Raw genomic sequence first — 25,917 nt, forward strand, 5'->3', positions numbered from 1 at the left:
TCAGACCGTCAATTCGACTTCATTGCTGACCATCTCCAGCAAGGTCCACACATGATCCGCGAATGAATTCCAGACTTCGATGCGGTAATGATCGGCATCCCATTTCAACAAAATGATCTGGGCATGATCAAAGATGGTGCGCGCGGCACCCGGAGCCTTCATTTGCGAAAGGTCAAGCGGAGAAGCGGCATTCAACAACCATTCGGCCTTGGGACCGGAAATATCGATGCCGGTTTCGCGGTGACTGACCTCTGTCAGGCTATGCGGTTCGGTTTCATAAAGTTTCGCGAAAGCCTGCGTGATGGCGATGCCTTTGCTTTCGTCTGCCCAGATATACCATTCATCTGGTCCAAGACAGGCAACGGCAATATCATCCGTGCGGATAAGATCGCCGATCTTTGCCGGAAGTTTGGCGCCAAGCGCCTTTTCAGCCGAGCCAAGTTTTTCCGGTGCAATGCGCAGGATGAAACGCGCGGCATCTTCTGCCGCGTGGATTTCCAGACGACCGGGAATGACAACCTTGCGGTTCGAATAAGGTTTTGTCTCAACAAGCATGGTTCAATCCTTATCCGTTCAATTTCTTGCCTTCAGGGTCATAGAAGACCATGCCCGAAACAACCGCCTCGTGCACGCTGCCATCCGGCATCGGCATATAAAGCGTTTCGCCCATACGATCCTTCCCTCCTGATACCAGTGCCATGGCGATAGACCGTCCCAGCGCCTCACTCCAATAGGACGAAGTAACATGGCCAAGCATGGTCATCGGAACAGCTTGTTTTGGATCGGCGACAATCTGCGCACCTTCTTCCAGCACCAGCTTCGGGTCTTTGGTTAGAAGGCCGACCAGATGCTTGCGATCCTTTTTCAGCATGTCGGGGCGTGTCAGCGAACGCTTGCCGACGAAATCCGGCTTTTGCTTGCCAATAGCCCAGCCAAGGCTTGCATCGTCCGGTGTTACAGTGCCGTCCGTATCCTGACCGACAATGATATAGCCTTTTTCCGCGCGCAGAACGTGCATGGTTTCGGTGCCATAAGGCGTAATGTCATATTGCTGACCGGCCTCATAAAGCGCCTTCCACAGCGACAGACCATAACGGGCGGGCACGTTGATTTCATAGCCCAGCTCACCGGTGAAGCTCATGCGGAACAGACGCGCTGGCACGCCAAGGAATTTGCATTCCGCCACCGACATATGCGGGAAGGCTTCATCGGAGATATTCAGACCTTTAACCATTGGCTCAATCAGCTTGCGTGCATTCGGACCGTTGATTGCCACCACTGCCCACTGTTCGGTGGTCGAAGTAAGCCGCACTTTCAGGTCCGGCCATTCGGTCTGGAGATAGTCTTCCATCATATTGAGAACACGCGCGGCACCGCCGGTTGTGGTTGTCACATGAAAACGATCCTGTGTCAGACGACCGACAACACCATCATCGCGGATGAATCCGTCTTCTCCAAGCAACAGACCATAACGGCAGCGCCCGACACCAAGCTTTGTCCATGGATTGGTATACATGCGGTTCATGAATTCGGCTGCATCCGGGCCGACCACTTCGATCTTGCCAAGGGTAGATGCGTCGAACATGCCGAGCGACTGGCGGGTTGCCTTGCATTCACGCGCCACAGCCTGATGCATGTCTTCGCCAGTTTTCGGGAAGTACCATGCGCGACGCCACAGCGATACCGGCTCGAAAGCTGCGCCATGCTGCTCGGCCCAAGCGTCAATTGGCGTCTTGCGCGTGACATCAAACAATTTGCCGCGATTGTAACCGCAGAAAGCGCCAAAGGTCGTCGGCGTATAAGGCGGGCGGAAGGTCGTGAGGCCAACCTGCGGCGTTGGGCGCTTCAACGCATCGGCTGCAACAGCCAGACCGTTGATGTTCGAGGTCTTGCCCTGATCTGTCGCCATGCCATTGGTGGTATAGCGCTTGACATGCTCAATGGAGTGGAAGCCTTCGCGCACAGCCAAACGAATATCCTTCGCGGTCACATCGTTCTGGAAATCGATGAAAGCCTTGGCTTTGCCAGGATCGCGATCCGTTGGCAATTCGCGCACGCTCACACCATCGCAGACGAAATCACCGGCAACCGCATATTCAGATGCCTTGGCCTTATGCCCGGAATCATTGGCAGCAGCGGCACCCGCGTCCGCGCCCTCGCGAAGAGCGGCCTGTAGATCAAAGTTGCCATTGCCTGCGCCGGCACAGCGGCTTTCCTCGGTACGTTCGCCCGGCAGATAGATCTGGCGCGCCTCATCCCAGATTAGCGAGCCCTTTGTGTGCGAGAAAAGATGCACGCTCGGATTCCAGCCGCCAGACATCAACAGCACATCGCAGACGATCTTGCGCGCAGCACCGACAGAGCCGTTAGAAACCGGATTAGCCCGCACGGACGATACGCGGTGGCGACCAGCCGTGTCCGTCACAGTCCAGCCAATGAGCGTTTCAATGCCGAGCATTTTTGCGCGATTGATAAGGCTGTCGGCAACGCTTGAACGCAAATCGATAATGGCAGGAACCTTGACGCCGGCCACTGCAAGATCGAAGGCTGCAAGCCATGCGCTGTCATGCGATGTGACGACGACCGCCTGATTGCCGACCTTGACGCCATAGCGGTTGAGATAGGTGCGTGCCGCGGAAGCCAGCATCACGCCGGGGCGGTCATTGCCTGCAAAGACCAGCGGCTTTTCAATCGCGCCCTGCGCCAAAACCACCTGCTTTGCACGCACGCGCCACATACGTTCACGCGGCGCATTGGTGGCGGGCTTTGCCTGATGATCGGTCAGGCGTTCGCAAAGGCCGACCATATTCTGATGATAGTAGCCAATGGCCGTTGTGCGCGGCAAAAGCGTGACATTCGGATTGGCTTTGAGTGCAGCGATGGTCTCACTGAGCCAATCCCAGCTTGCGCGGCCATTGATAACCGGCTCTGGTTCCGACAAAAGCGAGCCACCAAATTCGGCCTGTTCGTCAACGAGAATGACTTTCGCACCACTTTTTGCCGCCTCTAAAGCAGCCGCCAGACCGGCAGGTCCGCCACCCGCAATCAGTACATCGCAGAAAGCATAGCGGCTGGCATAGGTGTCTGGATCGGGTTCGGATGGCGATTTGCCAAGACCAGCAGCACCACGGATGAAAGGCTCGTAGACCTTGTTCCAGAAGCTTTTCGGCCACATGAAGGTCTTGTAGTAAAAGCCTGCCGAAAAGAACATATAGAGCGCATCATTGATCGCGCCGACATCGTGCTTGAGAGACGGCCAATGGTTCTGCGTTTCGGCATTGAGGCCGTCATAGAGTTCCAGCACCGTTGCGCGGGTGTTCGGCTCGTAACGACCCGGCCCACGAGAGACGCCCATCAGCGCGTTCGGTTCTTCGGAGCCAGCCGAAAGAATGCCGCGCGGGCGGTGATATTTAAACGAGCGCCCGGCCAGATGTTCGCCATTGGCAAGCATGGCGGATGCCAGTGTGTCGCCTTCAAAACCGGAATAGGTCTTGCCGTTGAAGCTGAACCGCACGGACTTGGCCTTGTTGACACGGCCTTTGTTGTGAATGCGCATATCGGTCATTATTTCGTCTCCGCAGCCGGAGTTTCTGCCAAAGCAGGACGGGGTTCACCGGCCTTGTAGGTGGTGACAAACTTGTCGCTCACCGTATCGCGCACCGCATTGAAGAAACGGCCGCAGCCATTGATATGCCGCCAGCGTTCATAATGGGTGCCACGCGGATTGGAACGCGTGAATAGAAAATCACGCCATTCTTCGTCGGTGAGTGCCGATGGATCAGCCGGACGCGCAATATGCGCTTCGCCCGCATAGGAGAATTCCAGTTCAGGACGTTCCATCTCGCAATAAGGGCAACGGATAAGAAGCATTGTGTGTTTCCCCTATTTCTTTAGTGCGCAACAGCAGCAGCAGCCGCTTCATCGATCAGACGACCGGAGGTGAAGCGTTCCAGCGTGAACGGCGCGTTGATCCAGTGTGGTTCGTCGCGGGCAATCGTATGCGCAAAGACATGCGCTGAACCCGGCGTCGCCTTGAAGCCGCCTGTGCCCCAGCCGCAATTGACAAACAGGCCCGGAACCGGCGTCTTGCCAATGATCGGCGAACGATCCGGCGTAACGTCAACAATACCCCCCCATTTGCGAAGCATCCGCATACGGGTGAAGATCGGGAAGACTTCGCAGATAGCCGCCAGTGTGTGCTCGATCAGGGGCAGACCTCCGCGCTGGCTGTAGGATACATATTGGTCAGTACCGGAGCCGATCACCAGCTCGCCCTTGTCGGACTGGCTGATATAGGCGTGAACCGTGTTGGACATGACCACGCAAGGAAAGATCGGCTTGACCGGCTCGGATACAAGCGCCTGCAGCGGATAGCTTTCAAGCGGCATGCGTACGCCTGCCGTATCCATGACAATCGACGTGCTGCCAGCGGCAGAAACAGCCACCTTCTTCGCCTTGATGAAACCGCGTGGTGTATCAACACCGGTTACGCGGCCCGACGCATCGCGGCGAATGGCTGTGACCGGACAATTCTGGATGATATCAACGCCGCGTTCCGTCGCACCGCGCGCATAGCCCCATGCAACCGCATCGTGACGGGCCACACCGCCGCGCCGCTGCAAGGTGGCACCAACAACCGGATAGCGCGCATTGGCTGAAATATCGAGCGGCGGACAATATTCCTTCGCCTGTTCCCTGCTCAGCCATTCATTGTCGATGCCATTGAGACGATTTGCATTGATATGACGCTTGAAGCTCTGCACATCATGCACCGTATGCGCCAGCATCATCACGCCGCGCTGCGAGAACATGACGTTATAATTGAGGTCCTGGCTAAGCCCTTCCCACAGTTTCATCGCATGTTCGTAAAGATGCGCGCTCTCATCATAGAGATAGTTGGAGCGGATAATGGTGGTGTTGCGCCCGGTATTGCCGCCGCCAAGCCAACCTTTTTCGATCACCGCGACATTGGTGATGCCATGTTCCTTAGCCAGATAATAGGCGGCGCCCAGACCATGCCCACCAGCGCCGACGATGATCACATCATATTCGGCCTTGGGTTCGGCATTGGGCCATTGCGGCTTCCAGTTCTTGTTGCCGGTCAGCGCATTACCAACGATAGAAGCTAACGAAAAGCGGGACATATATAAACCACCAGTCTTACGGTTCATGCTCTCCTGTGACGCATGAAAACCTTTACCCATATTAGTATTGGGTAGCGCGCGAAATCGACAGCAGACTTGCGTCAAAAGACGACACAAATACGACATCGACACCATTTCGCGACATCATTATCAGGATCAGTAAGGCTGTCTTACAGATGTAATATCAGCACCAAGTAACATTAGAACAAATACAAAACATATCTGCAAAATAGGACAATATTGTTGTCCTTTTCTCTTTCCTTTTATTGCGTGAAGCGCTACTCAAGCGTTCATAAACCGCCCTTTAAAGAGGGCTAAAAGCAAGAAAGGTGATTTGATGACTAAGGAGAATCTACTCGAAAGCGCACTCGTTCGTCTGGACGAGGCCGCAAGCCACATCAATATCGATCCGGATGTTATCGAAAAACTCAAATACGCCCGTGAAACGATGAAAGTGCGCTTGATGATCCGTATGGATGACGGATCGCGCAAATCCTTTCTTGCATGGCGTTGCCGTTATGACGACACGCGCGGCCCAACCAAAGGCGGCATTCGCTACCACCCTGAATCCACCGCTGAGGAAGTCGAAACGCTTGCTTTCTGGATGACCTTCAAATGTGCAGTGATGAACCTGCCTTATGGTGGCGGCAAGGGTGCTATTCAGGTTGACCCGCGCCAACTCTCCAAGGCCGAGCTTGAGCGCCTTTCGCGCGCTTATATTCAAGCTTTCTCCGGCATCATCGGCCCGGACCGCGATATTCCAGCGCCGGATGTTTACACCAACTCCATGATCATGGGCTGGATGGCAGACGAATATTCGCAGATCGTCGGCCAGTCTTCACCTGGGGTCATAACAGGCAAACCACTGGCGCTAGGTGGCTCCCTAGGCCGAAATGATGCGACTGCACGTGGCGGCTTCTATCTTGTGCGTCATCTGTCGGAAGATCTCGGGCTTGCCTCAACGCTTCGCGTCACGGTTCAGGGTTTCGGCAATGCCGGCCAGTTCATTGCAAAGCTCATGGCAAGCGATGGCCACAAAATCGTTGCTGTATCGGATTCATCAGGCGCGGTTTACTGCGCAAACGGTCTTGATCTCGACGCGCTTCTGGACGCCAAGGCAAACAACAAGTCGGTTGTTTCCACGGCTGGCAAGAATGGTCATGAAGCGATTACCCCGGATGAACTGGTCGCAGCCGAATGCGACGTTCTCGTTCCAAGTGCTATGGAAAACATGATCCATGTCGACAATGCAGCCTCCATTAAGGCAAAGCTGATTGTCGAATTGGCCAATGGACCAATCACGCCAGAAGCCGACGAAATCCTGGCGAAAAACGGTGTCATCGTTCTTCCAGACATTCTGGCGAATGCTGGCGGTGTGACTGTGTCCTATTTCGAATGGGTACAGAATCGTCAGGGTTATTACTGGACGCTCGAAGAAATCCATGAACGCCTGAAGACCATCATGGAGCGTGAAGGCCGCGCAATCTGGAACCACGCCAAAGAGCACAAGGTCACTGTCCGCTCCGCGGCTTATGTGCACGCCCTGCAACGACTTGCGCAGGCGATCGAAGCCCACGGCACGCAGAGCGACTTCACTGCTTAACTAGAGGCCGTGCGCCCTCTTGGGCGCATAAAGGTCGCTCTAAAGCCTTAAAAGTAGAGCAAAAAGTACCGTTTTCGCCGGATTTTCCGGCGGAAACCTCTTTGAATGAATATCTCTCGTTCCTATATACGAAGCTCATAGTTTGCGAGGAACGGCATGAATATCGGCCAGGCAGCAACCGCATCAGGCATATCGGCGAAAATGATTCGCCATTATGAGACTATCGGGCTTATCGAGGCCGCCGACAGGACCAGCTCCGGCTATCGCGTTTACACCCAGAAAGATGTCGAAACGCTACGCTTCATCCGCTCCAGCCGCGACCTTGGCTTTCAGGTTGAACAGATTAAAGCGTTGCTCACGCTCTGGCGTGATCGCAACCGTGCGTCATCCGACGTGAAAAAAGTTGCGCTGCAGCATGTTCAAGACCTCGAAGCCAAAATGAAGCAATTGCAGAACATGGCCGACACGCTGCGCCACCTCGCCCATAATTGCCATGGCGACAACCGGCCAGACTGCCCGATCATTCATGAGCTTGCGAATAATAAAGATCATTCTTCATCGCCGCGAAAGGGCGAACTGCTGCACGGCAAGATTTAAAACCCACCAATAAAAACGCCGGGAAATTCCCGGCGTTTCTTTTTAACAAGCCAATTTATTTCCCAAGTTTGTAGGCAATCACGTAATCGCCCGGCTTGGTGCCAACCGAGCCATGTCCACCCGCAACCATCAGGACAAATTGCTCATCATTGACGGTATAGGTCATCGGTGTTGACTGACCGCCCGCAGGCAAGCGTGCTTCCCAAAGCACTTTGCCATTGGTGAGATCATAAGCACGCAGATAATCATCCACGGCTGCACCAAGGAACACTACACCACCAGCCGTAATCATCGGTCCTCCAATACCGGGAACACCAACTTTAAGCGGCAGGGGAACAGGGGCCATATCCTCAATCGTACCATTGCGATGCTTATAGGCGATTTTGCCAGTACGCAGATCAACACCCGCAACAAAACCCCACGGCGGTGTCTGGCACGGAATGCCCAGCGGGCTGACGAATGGTCCCATAAAGACACCATAGGGTGCGCCGTCATTACGATTCAGACCCTGTTCGCTCCCCTTTTCATCCTGACCGCGTGGCGGAACATCCGCACGGGGAACAAGCTTTGAGGTGAAAGCCAGATAAGTCGGCATACCGAACATAACCTGACGCACAGGATCGACCGCCACGCTGCCCCAGTTGAAGACACCGAAATTGCCCGGATAGACAATCGTGCCCTTTAAGGAAGGTGGCGTATACCGGCCTTCATAGAAATGCTGGCGGAAAGCAATGCGGCATGCCAGTTGATCAAACAGTGTCACGCCCCACATGCTGCTTTCTGTAAGCGGTGCCGGGCTGAATGTCAGATCAGAAATCGGCTGCGTCGGGGATGTATGATCTTCCGGGATTGCACCGGTCGGCGCCGGAATTTCACGAACCGGAATAATCGGTTCACCCGTGCGGCGATCAAGCACATAAATGTCACCCTGCTTGGTTGGTCCAACCAGTGCCGGAACGCCATTGATTTCAAGCAGCACAGGCTGTGCGGGCACATCCATATCCCACAGATCATGATGCACCGTCTGGCGTACCCACCGGGGCTGTCCGGTATTCACATCAAGAGCGACGATAGACGACGAATATTTCTCAACATTTTCGCTTCGGTTCATGCCGAGCTGATCGGGAACCTGATTACCCAGCGGGATGAAGATCAGACCAAGGCCCTCATCAACACTGGAAACCGACCAGCTATTCGGTGAGTTGGTCGTATAGTGCTGACCTTCCGGCAGCGGCGTGGTTACATCAGGATTGCCGGAATCCCAGTTCCACAGCAAATCACCGGTACGAATGTCGAAAGCGCGGATAACGCCCGACTGCTCTTCAGTCGAATAGTTATCATTGACCGCACCGCCAACGATAATCTTATCGCCGACAACTGCCGGTGGCGAGGTCGAATAGTAATAACCAGCCGGGTTGTACTTCATGCCATGACCGAGATCGAGCGTACCACCATTGGCAAAGTCGGTGCAGATTTCGCCTGTCTGAGTGTCAAGCGCGATCAGACGTGCATCCGAGGTTGGCAAATAGACACGTTCCGAGCATTTGGCACCGGCAGTAGCAGTTGAATCCTTCCAGTAGCTCACCCCACGGCAGGTCTGGTGCTGACGGTCGGTATTAAAACCGACCTTTGGATCGAACTTCCACTTTTCCTTGCCGGTCGCCGCATCAAGCGCAATAGCCCAGTTATGCGGCGTACATAGATAAAGCGAATCGCCAATTTTCAGCGGTGTGACCTGATAGGTCGTTTCACCGACATCTTCCGGCTGCTTCACATCACCGGTCTGATATTGCCAGGCAACCTTAAGCTTGGAAACATTTTTAGGTGTGATTTGCGTCAGCGGCGAATAGCGCTGCCCGTAAGGTGTGCGGCCATATTGATGCCACTCCCCATCGGGAACATTGCCGCCCAGATCAGGTGATGAAACCACTTTTTCGGTGGGCAGGTCACCCGAAATATTCCATGGATCCTGCGTCATCGAATAACCGGCGACCACCAGAGCTGCCAGAGTGGCAATAGTCAGCGGCAAGCCGCCGCCATTGAGCGGCTTTCTTATCCATGGCGTCAAGAGCCACAGGCCGAGAAGAACGATCACGCCGCCGGTCGAACCAAGGCCCCACCAGTCGAAACCGACTTCAGAGACAGCCCAACCAAGCGCGCCAAGAATGACGAGCGCGTAAATCCAGAGCGCAATTGCACTTCTTTTGAAAAGGAAGATGCCCGTCAGCAGAAAGCCAATGGCAGCAATGACGAAAAACCAGCTGCCGCCCAGTGTGACAAGGTAGATGCCCGCGGCACCGAGTCCAAGACCAATCAATAAAAGTAAAATAGCCGTCAGAGAAACAAGCAAGACATTACCCCCTTCGAGTAGTGACCATGGCCCTGCCGTGCATTGCAGTTCAGCTGCCAAAAGCCGCAAGGATAGAGAAAATCGAGGTATTCCTGAGTTTGGTGGAAATATTGCAGCAAACGGCTTCGCAAACAACAAAACACTGCCTGCTCAAACAAATAGGCGGCGAAATGAAAAATCCAGAGGGGTTATGTAAAAGAAATAAAGACGTATCGGCAATCAGGTGGATTGCCGATACGTGGTAAAAATCAAGCCATCGGGCTTTTGAACCCACGCAGTCGCAGCGCGTTGCTCAGCACAAAAATACTGGAAAGCGCCATGGCGCCGGCCGCCAGCACCGGCGACAAAAGCGTGCCTGTGAACGGATAGAGAATACCGGCTGCAACCGGGATCAGCGCGACATTATAGGCAAATGCCCAGAACAGGTTTTCGCTGATATTGCGAATGGTGGCTTTCGAGATTGCAATCGCATTGACCACGCCACGCAGATCGCCCGACATCAGCACAACATCCGCACTTTCAATCGCAATATCTGTGCCGGTGCCAATCGCGATACCCACATCGGCAGCCGCAAGTGCGGGTGCGTCATTGATACCATCGCCCACGAAGGCAATGCGATTTCCACCAGCCGACAGACGCTTCAACGCCTCGACCTTACCATCGGGCAGCACTTCCGCAACGACTTCATCAATGCCAAGGCGCTTGGCAATCGCCTGTGCAGTGCGGCGATTATCGCCCGTGATCATCGCCACTTTCAGACCCTGCTCATGCATGGCAGCAATGGCGGCAGGCGTAGTTTCCTTCATCGGATCGGCAACCGTGATGATTGCTGCAAGCTTTCCATCGATTGCGGCATAAAGCGGTGTCTGGCCTTCATCACCCAAACGGCTGGCATCATCCGCAAAGACTGAAACATCAGCCCCAAGCTTTTGCATATAGCGATCAGCCCCAATGGCAACTTCATGGCCGGATACTTTGGCTTTCAGCCCGAAGCCAGGGACGGATTCAAAATCGGAAACATCAGCAAGTTTCAGACCCTGTTCCTTTGCAGCGCTCACAATCGCATCGGCAATTGGATGCTCGGAACGCGCTTCCACCGCAGCAACCAGCGCCAGCGCTTCATCTTTATCGATACCATCAACAACAGCGAAATGCGCCAGAGCGGGCTTGCCCTGCGTCAATGTACCCGTTTTGTCGACCGCAATCACCGATGCGTCGCGCAAGGTTTGCAGTGCATCACCACGACGGAACAGAACGCCGAACTCGGCAGCCCGGCCGGTGCCGACCATGATTGAAGTCGGCGTTGCAAGACCCATGGCGCATGGACACGCAATGATGACAACCGCGATAGCATTCACCAGCGCGTAGCCCATCATCGCCGTACCGCCGATTAAAAGCCATGCAATAAAGGTGATGAGTGCAGCACCCAGAACGGCAGGTACGAACCAGCCGGTGACCTTATCGACCTTGGCTTGAATGGGCAGCTTGTCGGCCTGCGCATCCTCAACCATCCGCACGATCTGCGAGATGACCATATCGCGCCCAACTTTGGTTGCGCGGAAGGTGAAAGCACCGGTCTTGTTGATCGTGCCTCCGACAACTTCTGCGCCTGCTTCCTTGGCAACAGGCACAGGCTCGCCGGTAATCATCGATTCATCCACGTAAGACGAGCCTTCGATCACTGCACCGTCAACCGGAACCTTCTCGCCCGGACGGACCTGAACGATATCACCTGCGCGAACATCTTCCAGCGGCACATCGATTGTTTCACCATTACGCATGACGCGTGCTGACTTTGCCTGCAAGCCAACGAGACGGCTGATTGCAGCCGAAGTGCGCCCCTTGGCGCGCGCTTCCAGATAGCGGCCAATCAGGATCAGTGTGACAATGACGGCTGCAGCCTCAAAATAGACATTGACGGTTCCTTCAGGCAGAATGTCAGGCCAGAAAGTCGCAACAACCGAAAAGCCCCACGCCGCCGTTGTACCGACCACAACCAGCGAATTCATGTCGGGGGCTGCGCGCAACAAAGCCGGAATGCCTTTTTTGAAAAACCGCATGCCCGGACCAAACAGCACAAGCGTTGTCAGCACAAACTGGAAATACCAGCTGTTCTGCATCCCGATCGTTTCCATGACAAACATGTGCAAAGCCGGAACGAGATGTGATCCCATTTCAAGAATAAAGACCGGCAGCGTCAGAACCGCTGCCAGAATGACATTCTTTTTCAGCTCAACCGCTTCCGCATCGCGCTTTTCAGATTGCGTTTCAGGCTTTGCAACGCTGCCGGCTTCCTCGAGCGAACGGGCTTCATAACCAGCCTTTTCAACTGCCCTGATCAGATCAGAAAGCGGCACCTGCCCAGCCAGTTCAACATGGGCACGCTCGGTTGCGAGATTGACGCTTGCACGCGTCACGCCGGGTACTGCATTCAATGCCTTCTCAACATTGCTCACACAGGAAGCGCAACTCATACCCTCAATAGCAAGATCAGCACTTGATGCTGGTACGTCGTAACCAGCTTTGCGGATAGCATCGATAACCGCAGGCATGTCGGGGACTGCCTTGAAGGTCACATCGGCGCGTTCAGTCGCCAGATTGACAGACACCTTTTCAACACCCGGCACTTTTGCGACAGCTTTCTCAACGGAAGATACACAGGAGGCGCAGCTCATGCCCTCAACCGGAATGGCAAAACTTGTTTTATCGGATTTGACTGGCTTGTTCATGGCAATCCTTTTCCGCCCCATTTTGGGAGCGACTTCATGAGTTGCATGACAGATAACCCTTCCCACCGTTGGAAGGTCAAGCCTCATAATAGGATGAAACAGTCAGAGCGACATTTCTCTTTCAGACCCAATCATTTCAAGAATTAAGCCGCATCGCGTCTGAATGAAATCAGTCACTTCACTGGCAGGCATGGGGCGGCCCATCAGAAAGCCCTGCACCTCACCAAAATTCTGTTCGCGCAGGCAGTCGAGCTGCTGCTTGGTTTCTACACCTTCGGCTGTCGTGACAATCCGAAAACCAGCCCCAAGCGTAGCAACAGCCTGAATGATCGCCAGATCGCGGGTATCGACTTCAATACCCGATACAAAACTCCGATCCACCTTGATTTTGTCAAACGGGAATGAGCGCAGATAGCTAAGAGATGAATAGCCCGTACCAAAATCATCCATGGCAATCCGAACACCCAAACGGCGCAGTTCAAACAGCTGTTCGGTATTATGTTTGCTGTTTTGCAGAAATACAGATTCCGTGATTTCGAGCTCAAGGCGCTCGGGGCAAAGGGACGCCGCTTGAAGTGCTCCAGTGACAGAATCGAGCAGCGTCGTTTGATTGAACTGCACCGGCGAAAGATTGACTGAAACCTTGATCCCATGCGGCCAGGAAGCTGCCTCAAGGCAGGCTTGTCTGAGCACCCAGTCGCCAATAGTTCCGATCAAGCCTGCTTCTTCAGCAATCGGAATGAAATCTGCGGGCGACACCAGACCCAAAGTGGGGTGCCACCATCGAAGCAGGACTTCAAAGCCGGATATTTGACCTGTTTTCAGATTGAAGATGGGCTGATAATGCAGTTCGAATTGTTCCGATGCCAATGCAATACGCAGATCTGTCATCATAGCATGGCGTTTTTCGACAGCCAGACGCAGGGACTGTTGATAGAAGCTGAATGTCCTCCGGCCATTGGCCTTGGCCGCATAAAGCGCCAGATCGGCATTGCGCATCAGCACATCCGTACAATCGCCATGCAGTGGCGCTTGAGCAATCCCGATACTGCAAGAGATAAACTCTGATGTCGCCCCCAATTCAAACGGGTCCTCAAATGCAGACAAAAGCCTGTCCGCAAACATGGCAATATGGGAAACAGTATCGCTGCGAAAAATCAGGGCGAACTCATCGCCACCCAGCCGCGCAAGAAACTGGTCGCTATTGGTGAGACACTTGAGACGTTCAGCAGTCTGTTGCAGCAACTGGTCGCCAATCTGATGACCTCTGCTGTCGTTGATATTTTTGAAATGATCAATATCGAGATAAAGAAGTGCAAATGCCGGGGCGCTTTCGCCCTTTTTCAACATGGCTTCAATGTGTTGAGAAAAATAGGCACGGTTCGGCAAATCCGTGAGGCTGTCATGCATTGCGATATGCGCCATGCGCTGTTCAGTTTGTCGCCGTTCAGTAATATCCTCAACTATTCCGATCAGATAACGCGGATGATCGCTACCGATTGGGGGAATGGGACGCTTGACAATCCGCATTCTGCGTGGCGTTCCGTCTATAAATCCAATATCGCGTTCTATCGTCAGCACATCGCCCCGGCGCATGGCCAGACGATCCTGCTGCGTCAGAAGCTTTGCCTCTTCGACAGGAAAAATCTCTGCATCGAGAGAACCTACAACCTGTTCAATGCGATGGCCACAAATGGCAGCGGCAGCTTTATTATAAAGAACATAGCGCCCCTCATCGTGCATATCTTTAACGAAAACACCCAAAGGCATGTTGTCAACCAGACCATCAAGCAGTGACTGCGTATGGTTAGCCTGCCGGGTGATCTGGGTAAGTTCAGTCAGATCCTGAATGATCGCAAGGATGGCATTTTTTCCATTGAACAAAACCTGCCGCCCATAAGTTACGACCTCAATTATATCGCCATTGGCTTTGATATGCTGCCACTGTCGGGGGCGCTCAAGGTCGCTCTTGTCGCGTATTGCAGCGAGCATTTGCTCATGTTCGCTCTTGGGACGGATATCGAGAACCGTCATTGCAGGTACGTCATCTGGCGAATAGCCATAGAGCGCACATGCAGTTTCGTTCATTACGACAAAGCGCAATGTTTCAGGATCATAAACCCACATCGGCGTGGGGTGTGTCGTGAACAGGACGCGAAAATCCTCATCTGAGGTTCGCACCACCGCATCACCCGCGTAAGCCTCTCCGGCTTCTCGCTTTGCCATTTGCGCCCCCTCATCAGACTGAACCTGATCCAAAACTCCTCGCCCCCACGAGATAATCGTTCCCAAGAATCAGATAAATCGTCTGCACCGGGACGACAGTTTCCCTGCATTGACTAATGCATGCTAACCCAAAGAATAATATAAAAATCTAACTATTCTTTAAATTTATTCCTGATCTTGCGTTAACGAGGCAGCTTGACCCCAACCTTGTTCCGGCCTATGCCTAAAGCACAAAATTCGTTGGGGTGCCTCAAGACGCAATATCAGGAAAAGTGCAAAGCGGTTTTCCGTCCGATATTACGATCATAAGAGGCTGAGAGACGCGATAGCGTTAACCCATTGAACCTGATCCGGGTAATACCTGCGTAGGGAACGGAGTTTGGCGCGTCGCGAACAAGGAGGAACTCATCCTCCATGGGGCAAAACCCAAAATCAAGTTCATGACGTCTCAATTTTCCGTTCGGAATGAGAGACGACATGACAGACGTAAGACAAAGCCTCTCCCGAACAATAGCTAGCAACAGCAATGGTGCATCCGTGCCCATCTGCGTAACCATTGCAGGCTCCGACAGCGGCGGCGGTGCGGGTATTCAGGCCGATATCAAAACCTTTTCGGCGTTGAACGTCTACGGTGCGAGCGTGATCACGGCGATTACCGCACAGAACACATTAGCGGTCACGGCTGTCCATGACATTCCGTCCGAAATCGTTGCTGCACAGATTGATGCTGTCTTCAGCGATATTAATGTGGCTTCGGTCAAGATCGGCATGGTGTCGGTGCCGGAAACCATTCAGGCAATCGCCAAAGGCCTTAGGCATTTCTCTGGCCCGGTGGTTCTTGATCCGGTGATGGTGGCGAAATCCGGCGACAGGCTTTTAAGCGAAGCGGCAATCTCGACATTACGCGAAAGACTGATCCCGCTTGCAAGCCTCCTGACGCCAAACCGGCCGGAAGCTGCCTGCCTGCTCGATTGTGCAATCGCCTGCAATAATGATGAGGCGGAAGCACAGGGTCGCGCCCTGCTCGGCCTTGGTGCAAAGGCCGTGCTGATGAAAGGCGGACATGCTGAGGGCGATATCTGCACTGACCTCCTCATCCGCAAAGACCTGCCGACTATTAAGTTGGAAGCGCCACGTATCGACACACAGCACACTCACGGCACCGGCTGCACCCTGTCATCGGCAATTGCAGCGGGTCTTGGCAAAGGTCGTTCGATGGAACAGGCACTGCGCGAGGCTCACACCTATCTGCAAGCGGCCATCCGCTCGGCAAACAAATTGCACGTCGGAAACGGACATGGCCCCGTGCACCACTTCCACGCGTTATGGGAGACAGAATAATGCGCGTCACCATCATCGGCGCAGGTGTTGCAGGCCTTGCCTGTGCTGCAGAATTTAACAATCAGGGACATGCTGTCACCGTGATTGCCAAAAGCACTGCAATCGGCTCCGACAGCTGCTCATGGTTTGCAGGCGGAATGCTGGCCCCATGGTGCGAAGGCGAGAGTGCGGAAGAGCCGGTTGTCAGGCTAGGACAAGAGGCGATTGGTTGGTGGGAACGGCATGTTTCGACGGTCCACCGCAAGGGCACGCTGGTGCTCTCGCATACGCGCGATGCGACTGAGCTTCGCCGCTTTGCTCGCCGCACACAAGCCTTTGAAACAATCGATTGTGAACAGATCGATGCACTGGAGCCGGACCTTGCAGGCCGTTTCCGGCAGGGGCTTTTCTTTGCTGAAGAAGGCCATCTCAACCCACGCGACACGTTGATCGAGCTTGCAGAAAACCTGCAAAAGAAAGGAGTCATCTTTCATCTCGATCAAGATGCGAAAGAGGTGAAAATCGACAGCGATATCACCGTCGATGCGCGTGGCCTTGCAGCACGCGATCAGTTGCAGGATTTGCGCGGCGTTAAGGGCGAAATGCTGATCGTTCGCTCCCGCGACATCAATCTGTCACGTCCTGTGCGCCTACTACATCCGCGCATCCCGCTTTACATCGTGCCGCGCGGCGACGGTATCCACATGATCGGCGCTACCATGATCGAAAGCGATGAGCGGGGCGGCATCAGCGTTCGCTCGACGCTGGAAATGCTCAGCGCCGCCTATGCGCTGCACCCGGCATTCGGTGAGGCGGAAATTCTGGAAACCGGCGTCGATGCCCGCCCGGCCTTCCCCGATAATATGCCGCGTGTGCGTAAACGCGGCCAAACAATCTATGTCAACGGGCTTTACCGGCACGGCTTTCTGTTGTCACCAGCGGTTGCACGCATGGCGGTTGCTGCCGCGACTGCATCGGAACAAAAGCTCGAATTTGTGGAGGAAATGGTATGACCATTGTTCTTAACGGCGAGGTCTTTGAGACCACGAGCACCAATCTTTTCGCTTTGCTTGCAGAAATCGAACTTGATGAAGCGGTGGTGGCAACCGCGCTCAACGGTGAATTCATTGCAGGCGACGAGCGCGAACAAACCCTGATCACCGAAGGCGACCGTATCGAAGTTCTCGCACCCATGCAGGGAGGTTAAGATGCTGGAATTTTATGGAAAATCATTTGAAAGCCGCCTGTTATTGGGCACAGCGCAATATCCATCACCCTCTATTCTTGCCGACAGCGTTCGCGCATCAAAGACGGAAATTGTGACAGTTTCGCTTAGGCGCGAGAGCGGAAACATGCGTGCTGGCCAGGACTTCTGGACCCTCATCAAGGATTTGGGGGTATCGGTTCTGCCCAATACTGCCGGCTGCCATACCGCACGCGAAGCGGTCACAACGGCAAAAATGGCGCGCGAAGTTTTTGGCACCAACTGGATCAAACTTGAAGTCATCGGCGATCACGACACATTACAACCCGATCCTTTCGGGCTGGTCGAAGCAGCCCGTATTCTCTGCAATGAAGGCTTTGACGTCTTTCCCTATATGAATGACGATCTGGTGGTTGCAGAAAAGCTGCTCGAAGCAGGCTGCAAGGTGTTGATGCCTTGGGGTGCGCCAATTGGCTCGGGTCGCGGCCTCAACAATCCTTATGCGCTTAAAACCATGCGCGCACATTTCCCCGACATTCCTCTGGTGGTTGATGCTGGCATTGGCGTGCCATCGCATGCTGCAACCGCCATGGAGCTTGGCTTTGATGCCGTATTAATCAACACCGCCATCGCCAAGGCGGGTGATCCGTCAGCAATCGCCCGTGCTTTTGCGCTCGCTGTTGACGCCGGTCGGATCGCCTATGAAGCGGACCCGATTGAAGCCCGCGACATGGCGGCGCCATCCACTCCTTTGCTCGGAAAGGCATTTGTGTAATGGCCCTTGATCCGTTCTATCCGATCTTTGACAGCGCAAACTGGTGCGAGCGCATGGTGCCGCTTGGCATCAAACTTGTGCAGCTGCGCATCAAGGATAAGAGCGCCACCGAATTACGCACTGAAATCCGTGCAGCCCGCGAAATCTGCGCCCGACATGAGTGTCAGCTCATCGTCAATGACTACTGGAAACTGGCGATTGAGGAAGGCTGCGATTTCATACATCTCGGTCAGGAAGACCTTGATGATGCTGATCTTGATGCGATCCGGGCGAGCGGCGTCAAGCTCGGTGTGTCCAGCCACGACGAAGCCGAACTTGATCGCGCGTTAGCTCTAAAGCCAGCCTATATCGCGCTCGGCCCTGTCTATCCGACCATTCTCAAAAAGATGAAATGGCATGAACAGGGACTGGACCGCGTCAGCCAATGGAAAGCCGCCCTTGGCGATATTCCGCTCGTTGGCATTGGCGGCATGAATGTGGAGCGAGCGCCGGACGTCTTTAAAGCAGGAGCCGACATTGTTTCGGTTGTCACTGACATCACTCTCAACCCCGATCCCGAAGGCCGCGTGCGCCAATGGATCGACATGACGCGTGCCTATGTAATTTAGTTTCAGGAGGAAACATTGAAAAAACTGATTTTTGCTGCGCTTTTCAGCGCCACGGCTTCGTTTGCCCTGATGTCGGCTCAGGCAGCATATGCAAATGATAAATTCAAACTCATACTCGACTGGTATGTAAACCCTGACCATGGCCCGATTATCGTGGCCGACAAGCTCGGTTACTTCAAGGATGCTGGTCTCGATGTGGAAATCATTGCACCTGCGGACGCATCCGTGCCACCAAAAATGGTAGCCGCGGGACAGGCCGATCTGGCAATTTCCTATCAGCAGCAGGTGCACCTCGACGTTCATGCGGATATTCCGCTGATCCGCGTTGGCACTCTGGTCGACTCCCCGCTCAACTGCCTTATGGTGCGTGACGATGGTTCGGTCAATTCAATTGCCGATCTCAAAGGCAAGAAGATCGGCTTTTCGGTTGCTGGCGTTGAGGAGGTTTTGCTCGACTCCATTCTCAAAAAACACAATGTTCCGCTTTCCGAGGTTGAGTTCATCAATGTGAATTTCTCCCTCGCACCCTCGCTGATGTCCAAGCAGGTTGACGCCGTGATGGGTGCCTACCGCAATATTGAACTCAATCAGATGGCGGTTGAAGGAGTGGCTGGCAAATGTTTCTTCGTCGAGGAGGAAGGTGTGCCGGTCTATGACGAGCTGGTCTATGTCGCCAATGCAAACAAACTCGATGCTGCGGAAAAAGAGCGAATCTCTCGTTTCCTCGCAGCGACAGAAAAGGCCGCGCAATTTATCGTCAATCATCCTGTCGAGAGCTACGACGTTTTTGCATCTTATAGTTCGGAACTCAAAGATGAGCTTAACCAGCGCGCATGGAAAGACACGGTTGCCCGGTTTTCACGCTCGCCTGCAAGCCTCGATTACGGACGCTGGAGCCGCTATGAGACCTATCTCAAGGAAAATGGTCTCGTACCTTCGATCCTGCCTGTCGAGAAATTTGCAATTGATGTGAATGCGAAAGGAGACAAGTCGTGACGACCACTCAACCGCATTATTCATCTGTCCTTTTCAGCCGCCTGCGAGCAGCAACGCTTGATGACTGGAAGTCCTATATCGATCATGAATTTGTGCATAGGCTTGGGGATGGGACGCTGCCAAAATCGGCGTTCCTGCATTATCTCAGGCAGGATTATGTGTATCTGCACCACTACGCCCGCGCCTTTGCACTTGGTGTTGTCAAAGCAGGAAGCCTTGAGGAAACGCGGCTTTGTGCCGAAATCATGCATGGGCTGACTGTCACCGAGCTGCCGCTGCATGTCGGCATCTGCGCACGCGAAGGGATTAGCGAAGATGATCTTTACAACACGCGCGAAGAACCGGAAAACCTCGCCTACACGCGTTATGTGCTCGATTGCGGGCAGGCAGGCGATTTCCTCGACCTTTTGACCGCACTTGTTCCCTGTGCGCATGGCTATGGCGAGATCGGTGTCAATCTTGCAGCCTCGGCCAAAGCCGGAACTCCCTATCAGGAGTGGATCGACGCCTATGCGGGGGCTGATTATCAGGAGATATGCCACAAGGTCGGCAAGCTTTTTGATCAAGCCGCGATGAACCGCCTCGGCCCGGATTTCGAGAGCAGTCCACGCTGGCCAAAGCTCTGTCAGATTTTTGCAACGGCGAGCAGGCTTGAAGCAAACTTCTGGAGCATGGGTCTCAAAGGAGCATGACGAGGCCCCCTTCTCGTTCTCGCACAAAGCGCATCGCCGACGGGTTTCTGTCGGCGTTTGCTGTGCTGATACTGTGGCAAGCCGTGGTCAGCATCTGGCAGATGCCGCGCTTTATCCTTCCCGGCCCGCTCGACGTCATGCAATCGCTCATCACCAATGCACAGTTGATCGCCGATAATGCAGTCGTGACCTTTGGCGAAGTGCTGGGCGGGCTGTTTCTCGGCTCTGCCATTGGCGTTCTCACAGCCATCGGGCTGATGATGTCGCCGCTTGCGCAGCGGCTGGTCATGCCCGTGATGGTATTCTCTCAAGCGATCCCGATCTTTGCACTGGCCCCGATCCTCACACTCTGGCTCGGCTATGGACCGGCATCAAAAATCGCTGTCACCATTTTGATGATCTTCTTTCCAGTCGCTTCCACTTTCCTTGATGGAATGCAGCGCACCGACCAGACACTGATCAATGCTGCCGAAAATCTCGGTGCCAAACGCCTGCAAATTCTGTTCCGCGTGCGCATTCCCGCAGCTTTCCCGTCACTCGCCTCGGGTTTAAGCTTAGCTGCCGTCTATGCCCCCATTGGTGCTGTGGTGGGTGAATGGGTGGGCGCATCAAAAGGGCTTGGCTATCTGATGCTGCTCGCCAATGGCCGCGCCAAGGTCGATCTGATGTTTGCAAGCCTGTTTGTGCTGGCCGCTTTCACCATGGTTTTACACGCAACAATCGCGCATTTTGCGCGCAAGCTCGCAGCATGGCCCAAAAAGCTGTAAGACAGCATTTTTGTCACACCCACTGTCTTACAAACAAATTTCTGAACTTACGACTTGGCAAATAGATTTGCTTATTTATTGTGCATCCATCTGAAACACTGGCAAGAGGTATGAGATGCGATCCTATCCATTTCCGTCGGTGCCCGGTGTTAATGCGGGCGCTTCCAAGATTTAAGTCCTTGGCCCGCAATAGAGGCTAAGGCCTCACTGTCCTCCACAAAGGGCACATTTCTAAAACACTTCCAAATTTGCCGCAGCTATCAACTGCTGTTTGTTTTGTCTTCGTTTTCACGCATGGCCGACGCCACCCGCATCGCACCTTTGCTGGAAATGCTTTTACAGGAACCAGAATCCGCACTTGTGTGGGCTGGTATTATTCATATGACTCGGTTTCGTATCAATTTCCGGGGGCCTGCTTTCCGCAAAGTCCTCGGCTACACCTTCAGCCATTGGCGAAGTCAGCCTCTGCGGCTGACGCTGATCATTATCAGCATGCTGCTTGCAACGGCCGCAGACGTCCTCACCCCACTCTATTCAGGAAAACTGGTCGATGCGCTTTCGATCGGTCAGGATGGCGCATGGGATGCAGCCATTCATGCGCTGATCATTCTGCTTGCACTGGGAGCACTGGCGCTTATCACGCGTCAGCTGACATTTTATGTCATCACGGACTTCACACTGAAGATCATGAGCGACATGGCAGCCAGCGCGTTTCACAAGCTGCAACGCTTTTCGACCGACTGGCACGCCAATGCCTTTGCCGGATCAACAGTGCGGAAGGTCTCGCGCGGCATGTGGGCGCTTGATCTGCTCAATGACACGTTGCTGATTGCGTTATTGCCGTCTATCCTCATGTTGCTCGGCTCGGTTGCACTTCTCGCATGGTACTGGCCGATGATGGGCCTGTTGGTTGCCATCGGCTCGGTGCTTTTCATCGTCTGCACGATTGTGATTTCGCTCGGCTTTGTTGCGCCTGCGGCAACGCTTGCCAACAGTTGGGACACTCGTATGGGCGGCGCTTTGGCCGATGCCATTTCGTGCAACGCAGTTGTCAAGGCATTCGGTGCTGAAGCGCGTGAAGATGGGCGTCTTGCACGCGTCGTCACCAAGTGGCGCTCGCGCACACGCCGCACATGGTTGATCGGAACGCTGAACGGCTTCATTCAGGGTGCAAACCTGCTCCTCATGCGCGGTGTGGTGATTGGCTTTGCGCTCTATCTCTGGAGCCAGGGACGAGCAACGGCGGGTGATATCACCTTCGTTCTGACCGCGTTCTTCATGTTGCAGGGATATCTGCGTGATGTGGGTATGCATATCCGCAATCTGCAGCGTTCGGTCAACGACATGGAAGAGCTGGTTCAGATCGAAGCCGAACCTTATGGCATTGCCGACAGGCCGGGTGCAGGCACGATTAGAATCGAAAACGGTGAGATCACGTTTGATAATGTCACCTTCCATTACGGTAATCATGATGCAGCGCTCTATCGCGACTTTTCGGTCAAGATCGAAGCGGGCGAACGGGTTGGTCTGGTTGGTCACTCGGGGTCGGGCAAGACGACCTTCGTCAAGCTTATCCAGCGTCTCTATGATGTGAGTGGCGGTGCCATCAGGATCGACGGACAGAACATTGCCGATGTCACACAGGCGTCGCTCCGATCGCAAATTGCTATCGTGCAGCAGGAACCTATCCTGTTTCACCGGACACTGGCCGAAAATATCGCCTATGCCCGCCCCGGTGCGACGCAGGCCGAAATCGAACATGCAGCCATGCTTGCCAGTGCGCATGACTTTATCATGCGTCTACCAAAGGGCTATGCAACGCTTGTCGGCGAGCGAGGTGTGAAGCTTTCGGGTGGTGAACGTCAGCGTGTGGCAATTGCGCGTGCGTTTCTGGCTGATGATCCAATCCTTATTCTGGACGAGGCAACATCGAGCCTTGATTCAGAATCGGAAGTGCTGATCCAACAGGCAATGGAACGGCTGATGATCGGTCGGACCACGCTTGTCATCGCACACCGGCTTTCGACGGTTCGGGCGCTTGACCGCCTGCTGGTGTTCGACAAGGGGGAAATCCTTGAAGAAGGCGACCATGATGCACTTATCCGCAAGCCCGGCGGCATCTATCGCCGCCTGTTTGAGCGGCAGGCACTGGAACTGACCAAAGGTCTGGAATTGCCATAAATAGAGTGGGCCGGGAAACCGGCCCACTTTTATCCAGAAGCTTTGGCTGATGATTGCCGGATAATCAGCTTGTAATCGATCTGCCGCGAAGGTGATGCTTCGCCAGTTTCAATCTGGCTGAGCAACATATCCACCGCATCATAGGTCATTTCGCGGATCGGTTGATGCACGGTAGTAATCTGCGGCGAAACCATGCGCGAAATCGCACTGTCATCGAAACCTACGATTGTCAAATTGTCAGGCACGGCGATCTTATAATCATAGGCAATCTGAAGAACCGCCGCCGCCATATCGTCATTGGAAGCAAAAATAGCCGTCGGCCTGTCTTGGAGCGATAAGAGCTTCCGCCCTGCTTTCAGCCCGCCTGCAAAGCTGAAACCACCTTCTGCCTCATAAGCAGAATTGTGCGGAATGCCTGCCTGATCCAGCATCTTGCGATAGCCCTCAACGCGCAACTGCGCCGAGCGATGCGTCGGATCGCCAATGATGATTGCAATCTTCCTGTGACCCAGATCCAGTAGATACTGCATGAGATCGCAGGCCGCCTTCTCATCATCAATCGCAATGCTGTCTGTAGGATGCACGCCAAAATCGCCCGCAACACGGGTGAAGGGCATTGCCGATGCAATCAGCTCCTGCAAAATTTCAGGATCGTCCGACATGGGCGGTGTCACAATAATCCCATCAAGACCGGACGCGTGAGCAGTCTCAATGAGCGAGCCGCGAATATCTGCGCGGTTCTCAACCGGGAATATCAAAAGCCGGTAGCGCGTGCCACGCAAACGGTCCAAGGCGCCGATCTGCAATTCGGTGACATAACTCTGGCTGGGATTTTCAAAGAATAGCCCTATGAGATGCGAGCGCCGCTCAACCAGATTGCGCGCCGCAGCATTGGGACGATAGCGTAATTCAGCACCCGCCTCCTTCACCTTTTCTCGGATCGTATCGCGGACATTCGGTTCGTCATTATAAACGCGTGAAACTGTCTTGATCGACACGCCTGCCAGACGCGCCACATCATGGATCGTCGCTCTCTTATTGGATGCGGCCATGGCCGTTAAGCACTCTCTCCCCAGTGATATGCGTAATTTACTAGCTGCTTTGCTGTTTAACGCAAAGAGTTAAATCGAACATATCCTGGAGCGGGTGAGAAAGCGCTTTTCGCGGCCATTATCGAGCGAGAACATACCGCCGCGCCCCGGCACGACATCAATGATCAGTTCAGTATGCTTCCAGGCCTCATATTGAGAACCGCTGATGTAGAACGGTGCGCCGCCGATTTCACCCAGCTTTACATCCGCATCAGACAGCAGCAGGTCGCCCTGCGGATAGCACATGGGTGATGAACCATCGCAGCAGCCGCCAGACTGGTGAAACATGATCGGGCCGTATTCAGCCTGCAATTCAGCGATCAGCTCCAAGGCGGCATCAGTTGCCGTGACCTGCTCTTGTTGCGCGACTTGCGGCATGGTTTCTCCTCCCATGGCAACAGCCGCCGCATCACTACGGCGACTTTAATTCTTTGTATATGCGCATGTCTCCCAAAACGTGTTCCCACTTTTGGGAGACATGTTTTATTATCGCAGCATTACTGCGTCAGGTCCATCACGACGCGGCCTTCGATCTGGCCCGCGCGCATTTCATCAAAGATCGAATTGATATTGTCGATCTTGTCGGTGCGGATCGTTGCCTTGACCTTGCCGTCGGCTGCGAAGTCCAGCGATTCCTGCAAATCAAGACGCGTGCCGACGATGGAACCGCGCACTGTGACGCCGTTCAGCACCATATTGAAGATCGACAGCGGAAATTCGCCAGCAGGCAGACCATTGAGCGCAATCGTACCGCCGCGTGCCGCCATACCGATCGCCTGTTCAAAAGCCTTTGGTGAAACAGCCGTGACAAGCACGCCCTGCGCGCCGCCATCGGTTTCCTTCTTGATATAGGCTGCCGGATCATTATGCGTCTTGGCATTGACCGTAACTGTCGCACCAAGCTTGCGGGCGAGATCGAGTTTCTTGTCATCAATATCGACGGCAGCCACATTGAGGCCCATGGCCTTGGCATATTGCACCGCCATATGGCCAAGACCGCCAATACCGGAAATGACAACCCAATCGCCCGGCTTGGTATCTGTGACTTTGAGGCCCTTATAAACCGTCACACCTGCGCAAAGGATCGGTGCAATTTCGTTGAACTCAACATTTTTCGGAAGATGACCGACGAAATTCGGATCGGCGACAACATAATCTGCAAAGCCACCATTTACAGAATAGCCCGTATTAAGCTGCTCTTCGCAAAGCGTTTCCCAGCCGCCAAGGCAATGCACGCAATGACCACAAGCTGTGTAGAGCCATGGAATGCCGACGCGATCGCCTTCCTTCACATGCTTTACGCCTTTACCAACCGCAGACACAAAGCCAACGCCTTCATGACCCGGAATAAAAGGCGGGTTTGGCTTTACCGGCCAGTCGCCTTCGGCAGCATGAAGATCAGTATGGCAGACACCGGACGCGTGAATTGCCACCTGAATCTGGCCATCGCCCGGAACCGGAATCGGCACTTCATCAATGGTCAGTGGCTTGCCGAATTCGCGAACCACGGCAGCTTTCATTGTCTTAGCCATTACGAAAACATCCTTCTGTTTGTCGCGCGCAGTTACCGAAAATCGTTTTGTAGTTTTCGGATGCGCTGTCATGGGTCGGATTGGCAAGCATAACGTCCTGCC

Annotated in this window: 22 protein-coding genes and 1 riboswitch; of the genes, 12 read left to right on the plus strand and 10 right to left on the minus strand. The window is 54.1% G+C overall.

Annotated features, from left to right (window positions below):
* The 4 genes from H5024_RS00075 to H5024_RS00090 are packed head-to-tail and all read right to left on the minus strand — an operon-like array spanning position 1 to position 5,144.
* The gene (locus tag H5024_RS00075) at positions 1–555 is read right to left on the minus strand and encodes a sarcosine oxidase subunit gamma (RefSeq protein ID WP_187543412.1); all 555 of its coding nucleotides are present in this window, start codon (positions 553–555) and stop codon (positions 1–3) included.
* Positions 556–565: 10 nt separating this feature from the next.
* Positions 566–3,565, minus strand: a complete 3,000-nt coding sequence (locus H5024_RS00080) for a sarcosine oxidase subunit alpha (RefSeq protein WP_187543413.1) — start codon at positions 3,563–3,565, stop codon at positions 566–568.
* Positions 3,565–3,870: a sarcosine oxidase subunit delta gene (locus tag H5024_RS00085; RefSeq protein ID WP_187543414.1), complete on the minus strand. Its 306-nt coding sequence runs from the start codon at positions 3,868–3,870 to the stop codon at positions 3,565–3,567. Before H5024_RS00085 ends, H5024_RS00080 begins: the two co-directional genes overlap by 1 nt.
* Before the next feature lie 20 nt (positions 3,871–3,890).
* A complete protein-coding gene (locus H5024_RS00090) occupies positions 3,891–5,144 on the minus strand; it encodes a sarcosine oxidase subunit beta family protein (protein ID WP_187546454.1) in 1,254 nt (417 codons plus the stop codon).
* 337 nt (positions 5,145–5,481) lie between these two features.
* On the opposite strand from H5024_RS00090, the gene H5024_RS00095 reads away from it, so the two are divergent.
* Positions 5,482–6,747, plus strand: coding sequence for a Glu/Leu/Phe/Val dehydrogenase (locus H5024_RS00095; RefSeq protein WP_187543415.1), 1,266 nt, complete (start codon positions 5,482–5,484; stop codon positions 6,745–6,747).
* Between the two features lie 156 nt (positions 6,748–6,903).
* Positions 6,904–7,344: a Cu(I)-responsive transcriptional regulator gene (gene cueR, locus H5024_RS00100; protein WP_187543416.1), complete on the plus strand. Its 441-nt coding sequence runs from the start codon at positions 6,904–6,906 to the stop codon at positions 7,342–7,344.
* Between the two features lie 55 nt (positions 7,345–7,399).
* Here cueR and H5024_RS00105 read toward each other — a convergent pair whose 3' ends face one another.
* Entirely contained in the window at positions 7,400–9,694 is a 2,295-nt protein-coding gene (locus H5024_RS00105) for a glucose/quinate/shikimate family membrane-bound PQQ-dependent dehydrogenase (protein ID WP_187543417.1), read from the minus strand.
* A gap of 26 nt (positions 9,695–9,720) precedes the next feature.
* On the opposite strand from H5024_RS00105, the gene H5024_RS00110 reads away from it, so the two are divergent.
* Positions 9,721–9,939, plus strand: coding sequence for a hypothetical protein (locus tag H5024_RS00110; protein WP_187543418.1), 219 nt, complete (start codon positions 9,721–9,723; stop codon positions 9,937–9,939).
* A gap of 3 nt (positions 9,940–9,942) precedes the next feature.
* On the opposite strand, the gene H5024_RS00115 is transcribed toward H5024_RS00110, so the two are convergent.
* On the minus strand, positions 9,943–12,423 hold the full coding sequence (locus H5024_RS00115) for a heavy metal translocating P-type ATPase (protein WP_187543419.1): 2,481 nt from the start codon (positions 12,421–12,423) through the stop codon (positions 9,943–9,945).
* A gap of 102 nt (positions 12,424–12,525) precedes the next feature.
* Positions 12,526–14,649 carry a bifunctional diguanylate cyclase/phosphodiesterase gene (locus tag H5024_RS00120; protein ID WP_187543420.1) on the minus strand — a complete coding sequence of 708 codons (2,124 nt, stop codon included), beginning with the start codon at positions 14,647–14,649 and terminating at the stop codon, positions 12,526–12,528.
* A 231-nt stretch (positions 14,650–14,880) separates the two neighbouring features.
* Positions 14,881–15,038: riboswitch (TPP riboswitch) on the plus strand.
* Positions 15,039–15,126: 88 nt separating this feature from the next.
* On the opposite strand from H5024_RS00120, the gene thiD reads away from it, so the two are divergent.
* The 9 genes from thiD to H5024_RS00165 all read left to right on the plus strand — a co-directional run bounded on the left by thiD (position 15,127) and on the right by H5024_RS00165 (position 23,192).
* The gene (gene thiD, locus H5024_RS00125; RefSeq protein WP_187543421.1) at positions 15,127–15,990 is read left to right on the plus strand and encodes a bifunctional hydroxymethylpyrimidine kinase/phosphomethylpyrimidine kinase; all 864 of its coding nucleotides are present in this window, start codon (positions 15,127–15,129) and stop codon (positions 15,988–15,990) included.
* Entirely contained in the window at positions 15,990–16,982 is a 993-nt protein-coding gene (locus H5024_RS00130; protein WP_187543422.1) for an FAD-dependent oxidoreductase, read from the plus strand. Before thiD ends, H5024_RS00130 begins: the two co-directional genes overlap by 1 nt.
* A complete protein-coding gene (gene thiS, locus H5024_RS00135; protein WP_187543423.1) occupies positions 16,979–17,176 on the plus strand; it encodes a sulfur carrier protein ThiS in 198 nt (65 codons plus the stop codon). Before H5024_RS00130 ends, thiS begins: the two co-directional genes overlap by 4 nt.
* Before the next feature lies 1 nt (position 17,177).
* Positions 17,178–17,948, plus strand: coding sequence for a thiazole synthase (locus tag H5024_RS00140; RefSeq protein ID WP_187543424.1), 771 nt, complete (start codon positions 17,178–17,180; stop codon positions 17,946–17,948).
* Entirely contained in the window at positions 17,948–18,556 is a 609-nt protein-coding gene (locus H5024_RS00145; protein ID WP_187543425.1) for a thiamine phosphate synthase, read from the plus strand. Before H5024_RS00140 ends, H5024_RS00145 begins: the two co-directional genes overlap by 1 nt.
* Before the next feature lie 15 nt (positions 18,557–18,571).
* Positions 18,572–19,552: an ABC transporter substrate-binding protein gene (locus H5024_RS00150; protein ID WP_187543426.1), complete on the plus strand. Its 981-nt coding sequence runs from the start codon at positions 18,572–18,574 to the stop codon at positions 19,550–19,552.
* Positions 19,549–20,244, plus strand: coding sequence for a thiaminase II (tenA, locus tag H5024_RS00155; protein WP_187543427.1), 696 nt, complete (start codon positions 19,549–19,551; stop codon positions 20,242–20,244). The genes H5024_RS00150 and tenA overlap by 4 nt, the downstream gene beginning before the upstream one ends.
* Complete coding sequence (locus H5024_RS00160; RefSeq protein WP_187543428.1) at positions 20,241–21,011, plus strand: ABC transporter permease; 771 nt, start codon at positions 20,241–20,243, stop codon at positions 21,009–21,011. The genes tenA and H5024_RS00160 overlap by 4 nt, the downstream gene beginning before the upstream one ends.
* 381 nt (positions 21,012–21,392) lie before the next feature.
* The gene (locus H5024_RS00165) at positions 21,393–23,192 is read left to right on the plus strand and encodes an ABC transporter ATP-binding protein (RefSeq protein WP_187546457.1); all 1,800 of its coding nucleotides are present in this window, start codon (positions 21,393–21,395) and stop codon (positions 23,190–23,192) included.
* Positions 23,193–23,221: 29 nt separating this feature from the next.
* Here H5024_RS00165 and H5024_RS00170 read toward each other — a convergent pair whose 3' ends face one another.
* The 3 genes from H5024_RS00170 to adhP form a co-directional block, all read right to left on the minus strand.
* A complete protein-coding gene (locus H5024_RS00170) occupies positions 23,222–24,244 on the minus strand; it encodes a LacI family DNA-binding transcriptional regulator (protein WP_187543429.1) in 1,023 nt (340 codons plus the stop codon).
* 69 nt (positions 24,245–24,313) lie between these two features.
* Complete coding sequence (locus H5024_RS00175) at positions 24,314–24,661, minus strand: DUF779 domain-containing protein (protein ID WP_187543430.1); 348 nt, start codon at positions 24,659–24,661, stop codon at positions 24,314–24,316.
* A gap of 119 nt (positions 24,662–24,780) precedes the next feature.
* A complete protein-coding gene (adhP, locus tag H5024_RS00180) occupies positions 24,781–25,815 on the minus strand; it encodes an alcohol dehydrogenase AdhP (RefSeq protein ID WP_187543431.1) in 1,035 nt (344 codons plus the stop codon).
* Between the last annotated feature and the right edge of the window lie 102 nt (positions 25,816–25,917).

Source organism: Ochrobactrum sp. Marseille-Q0166 (genome assembly GCF_014397025.1).
In the GTDB taxonomy this organism is placed as follows: domain Bacteria; phylum Pseudomonadota; class Alphaproteobacteria; order Rhizobiales; family Rhizobiaceae; genus Brucella.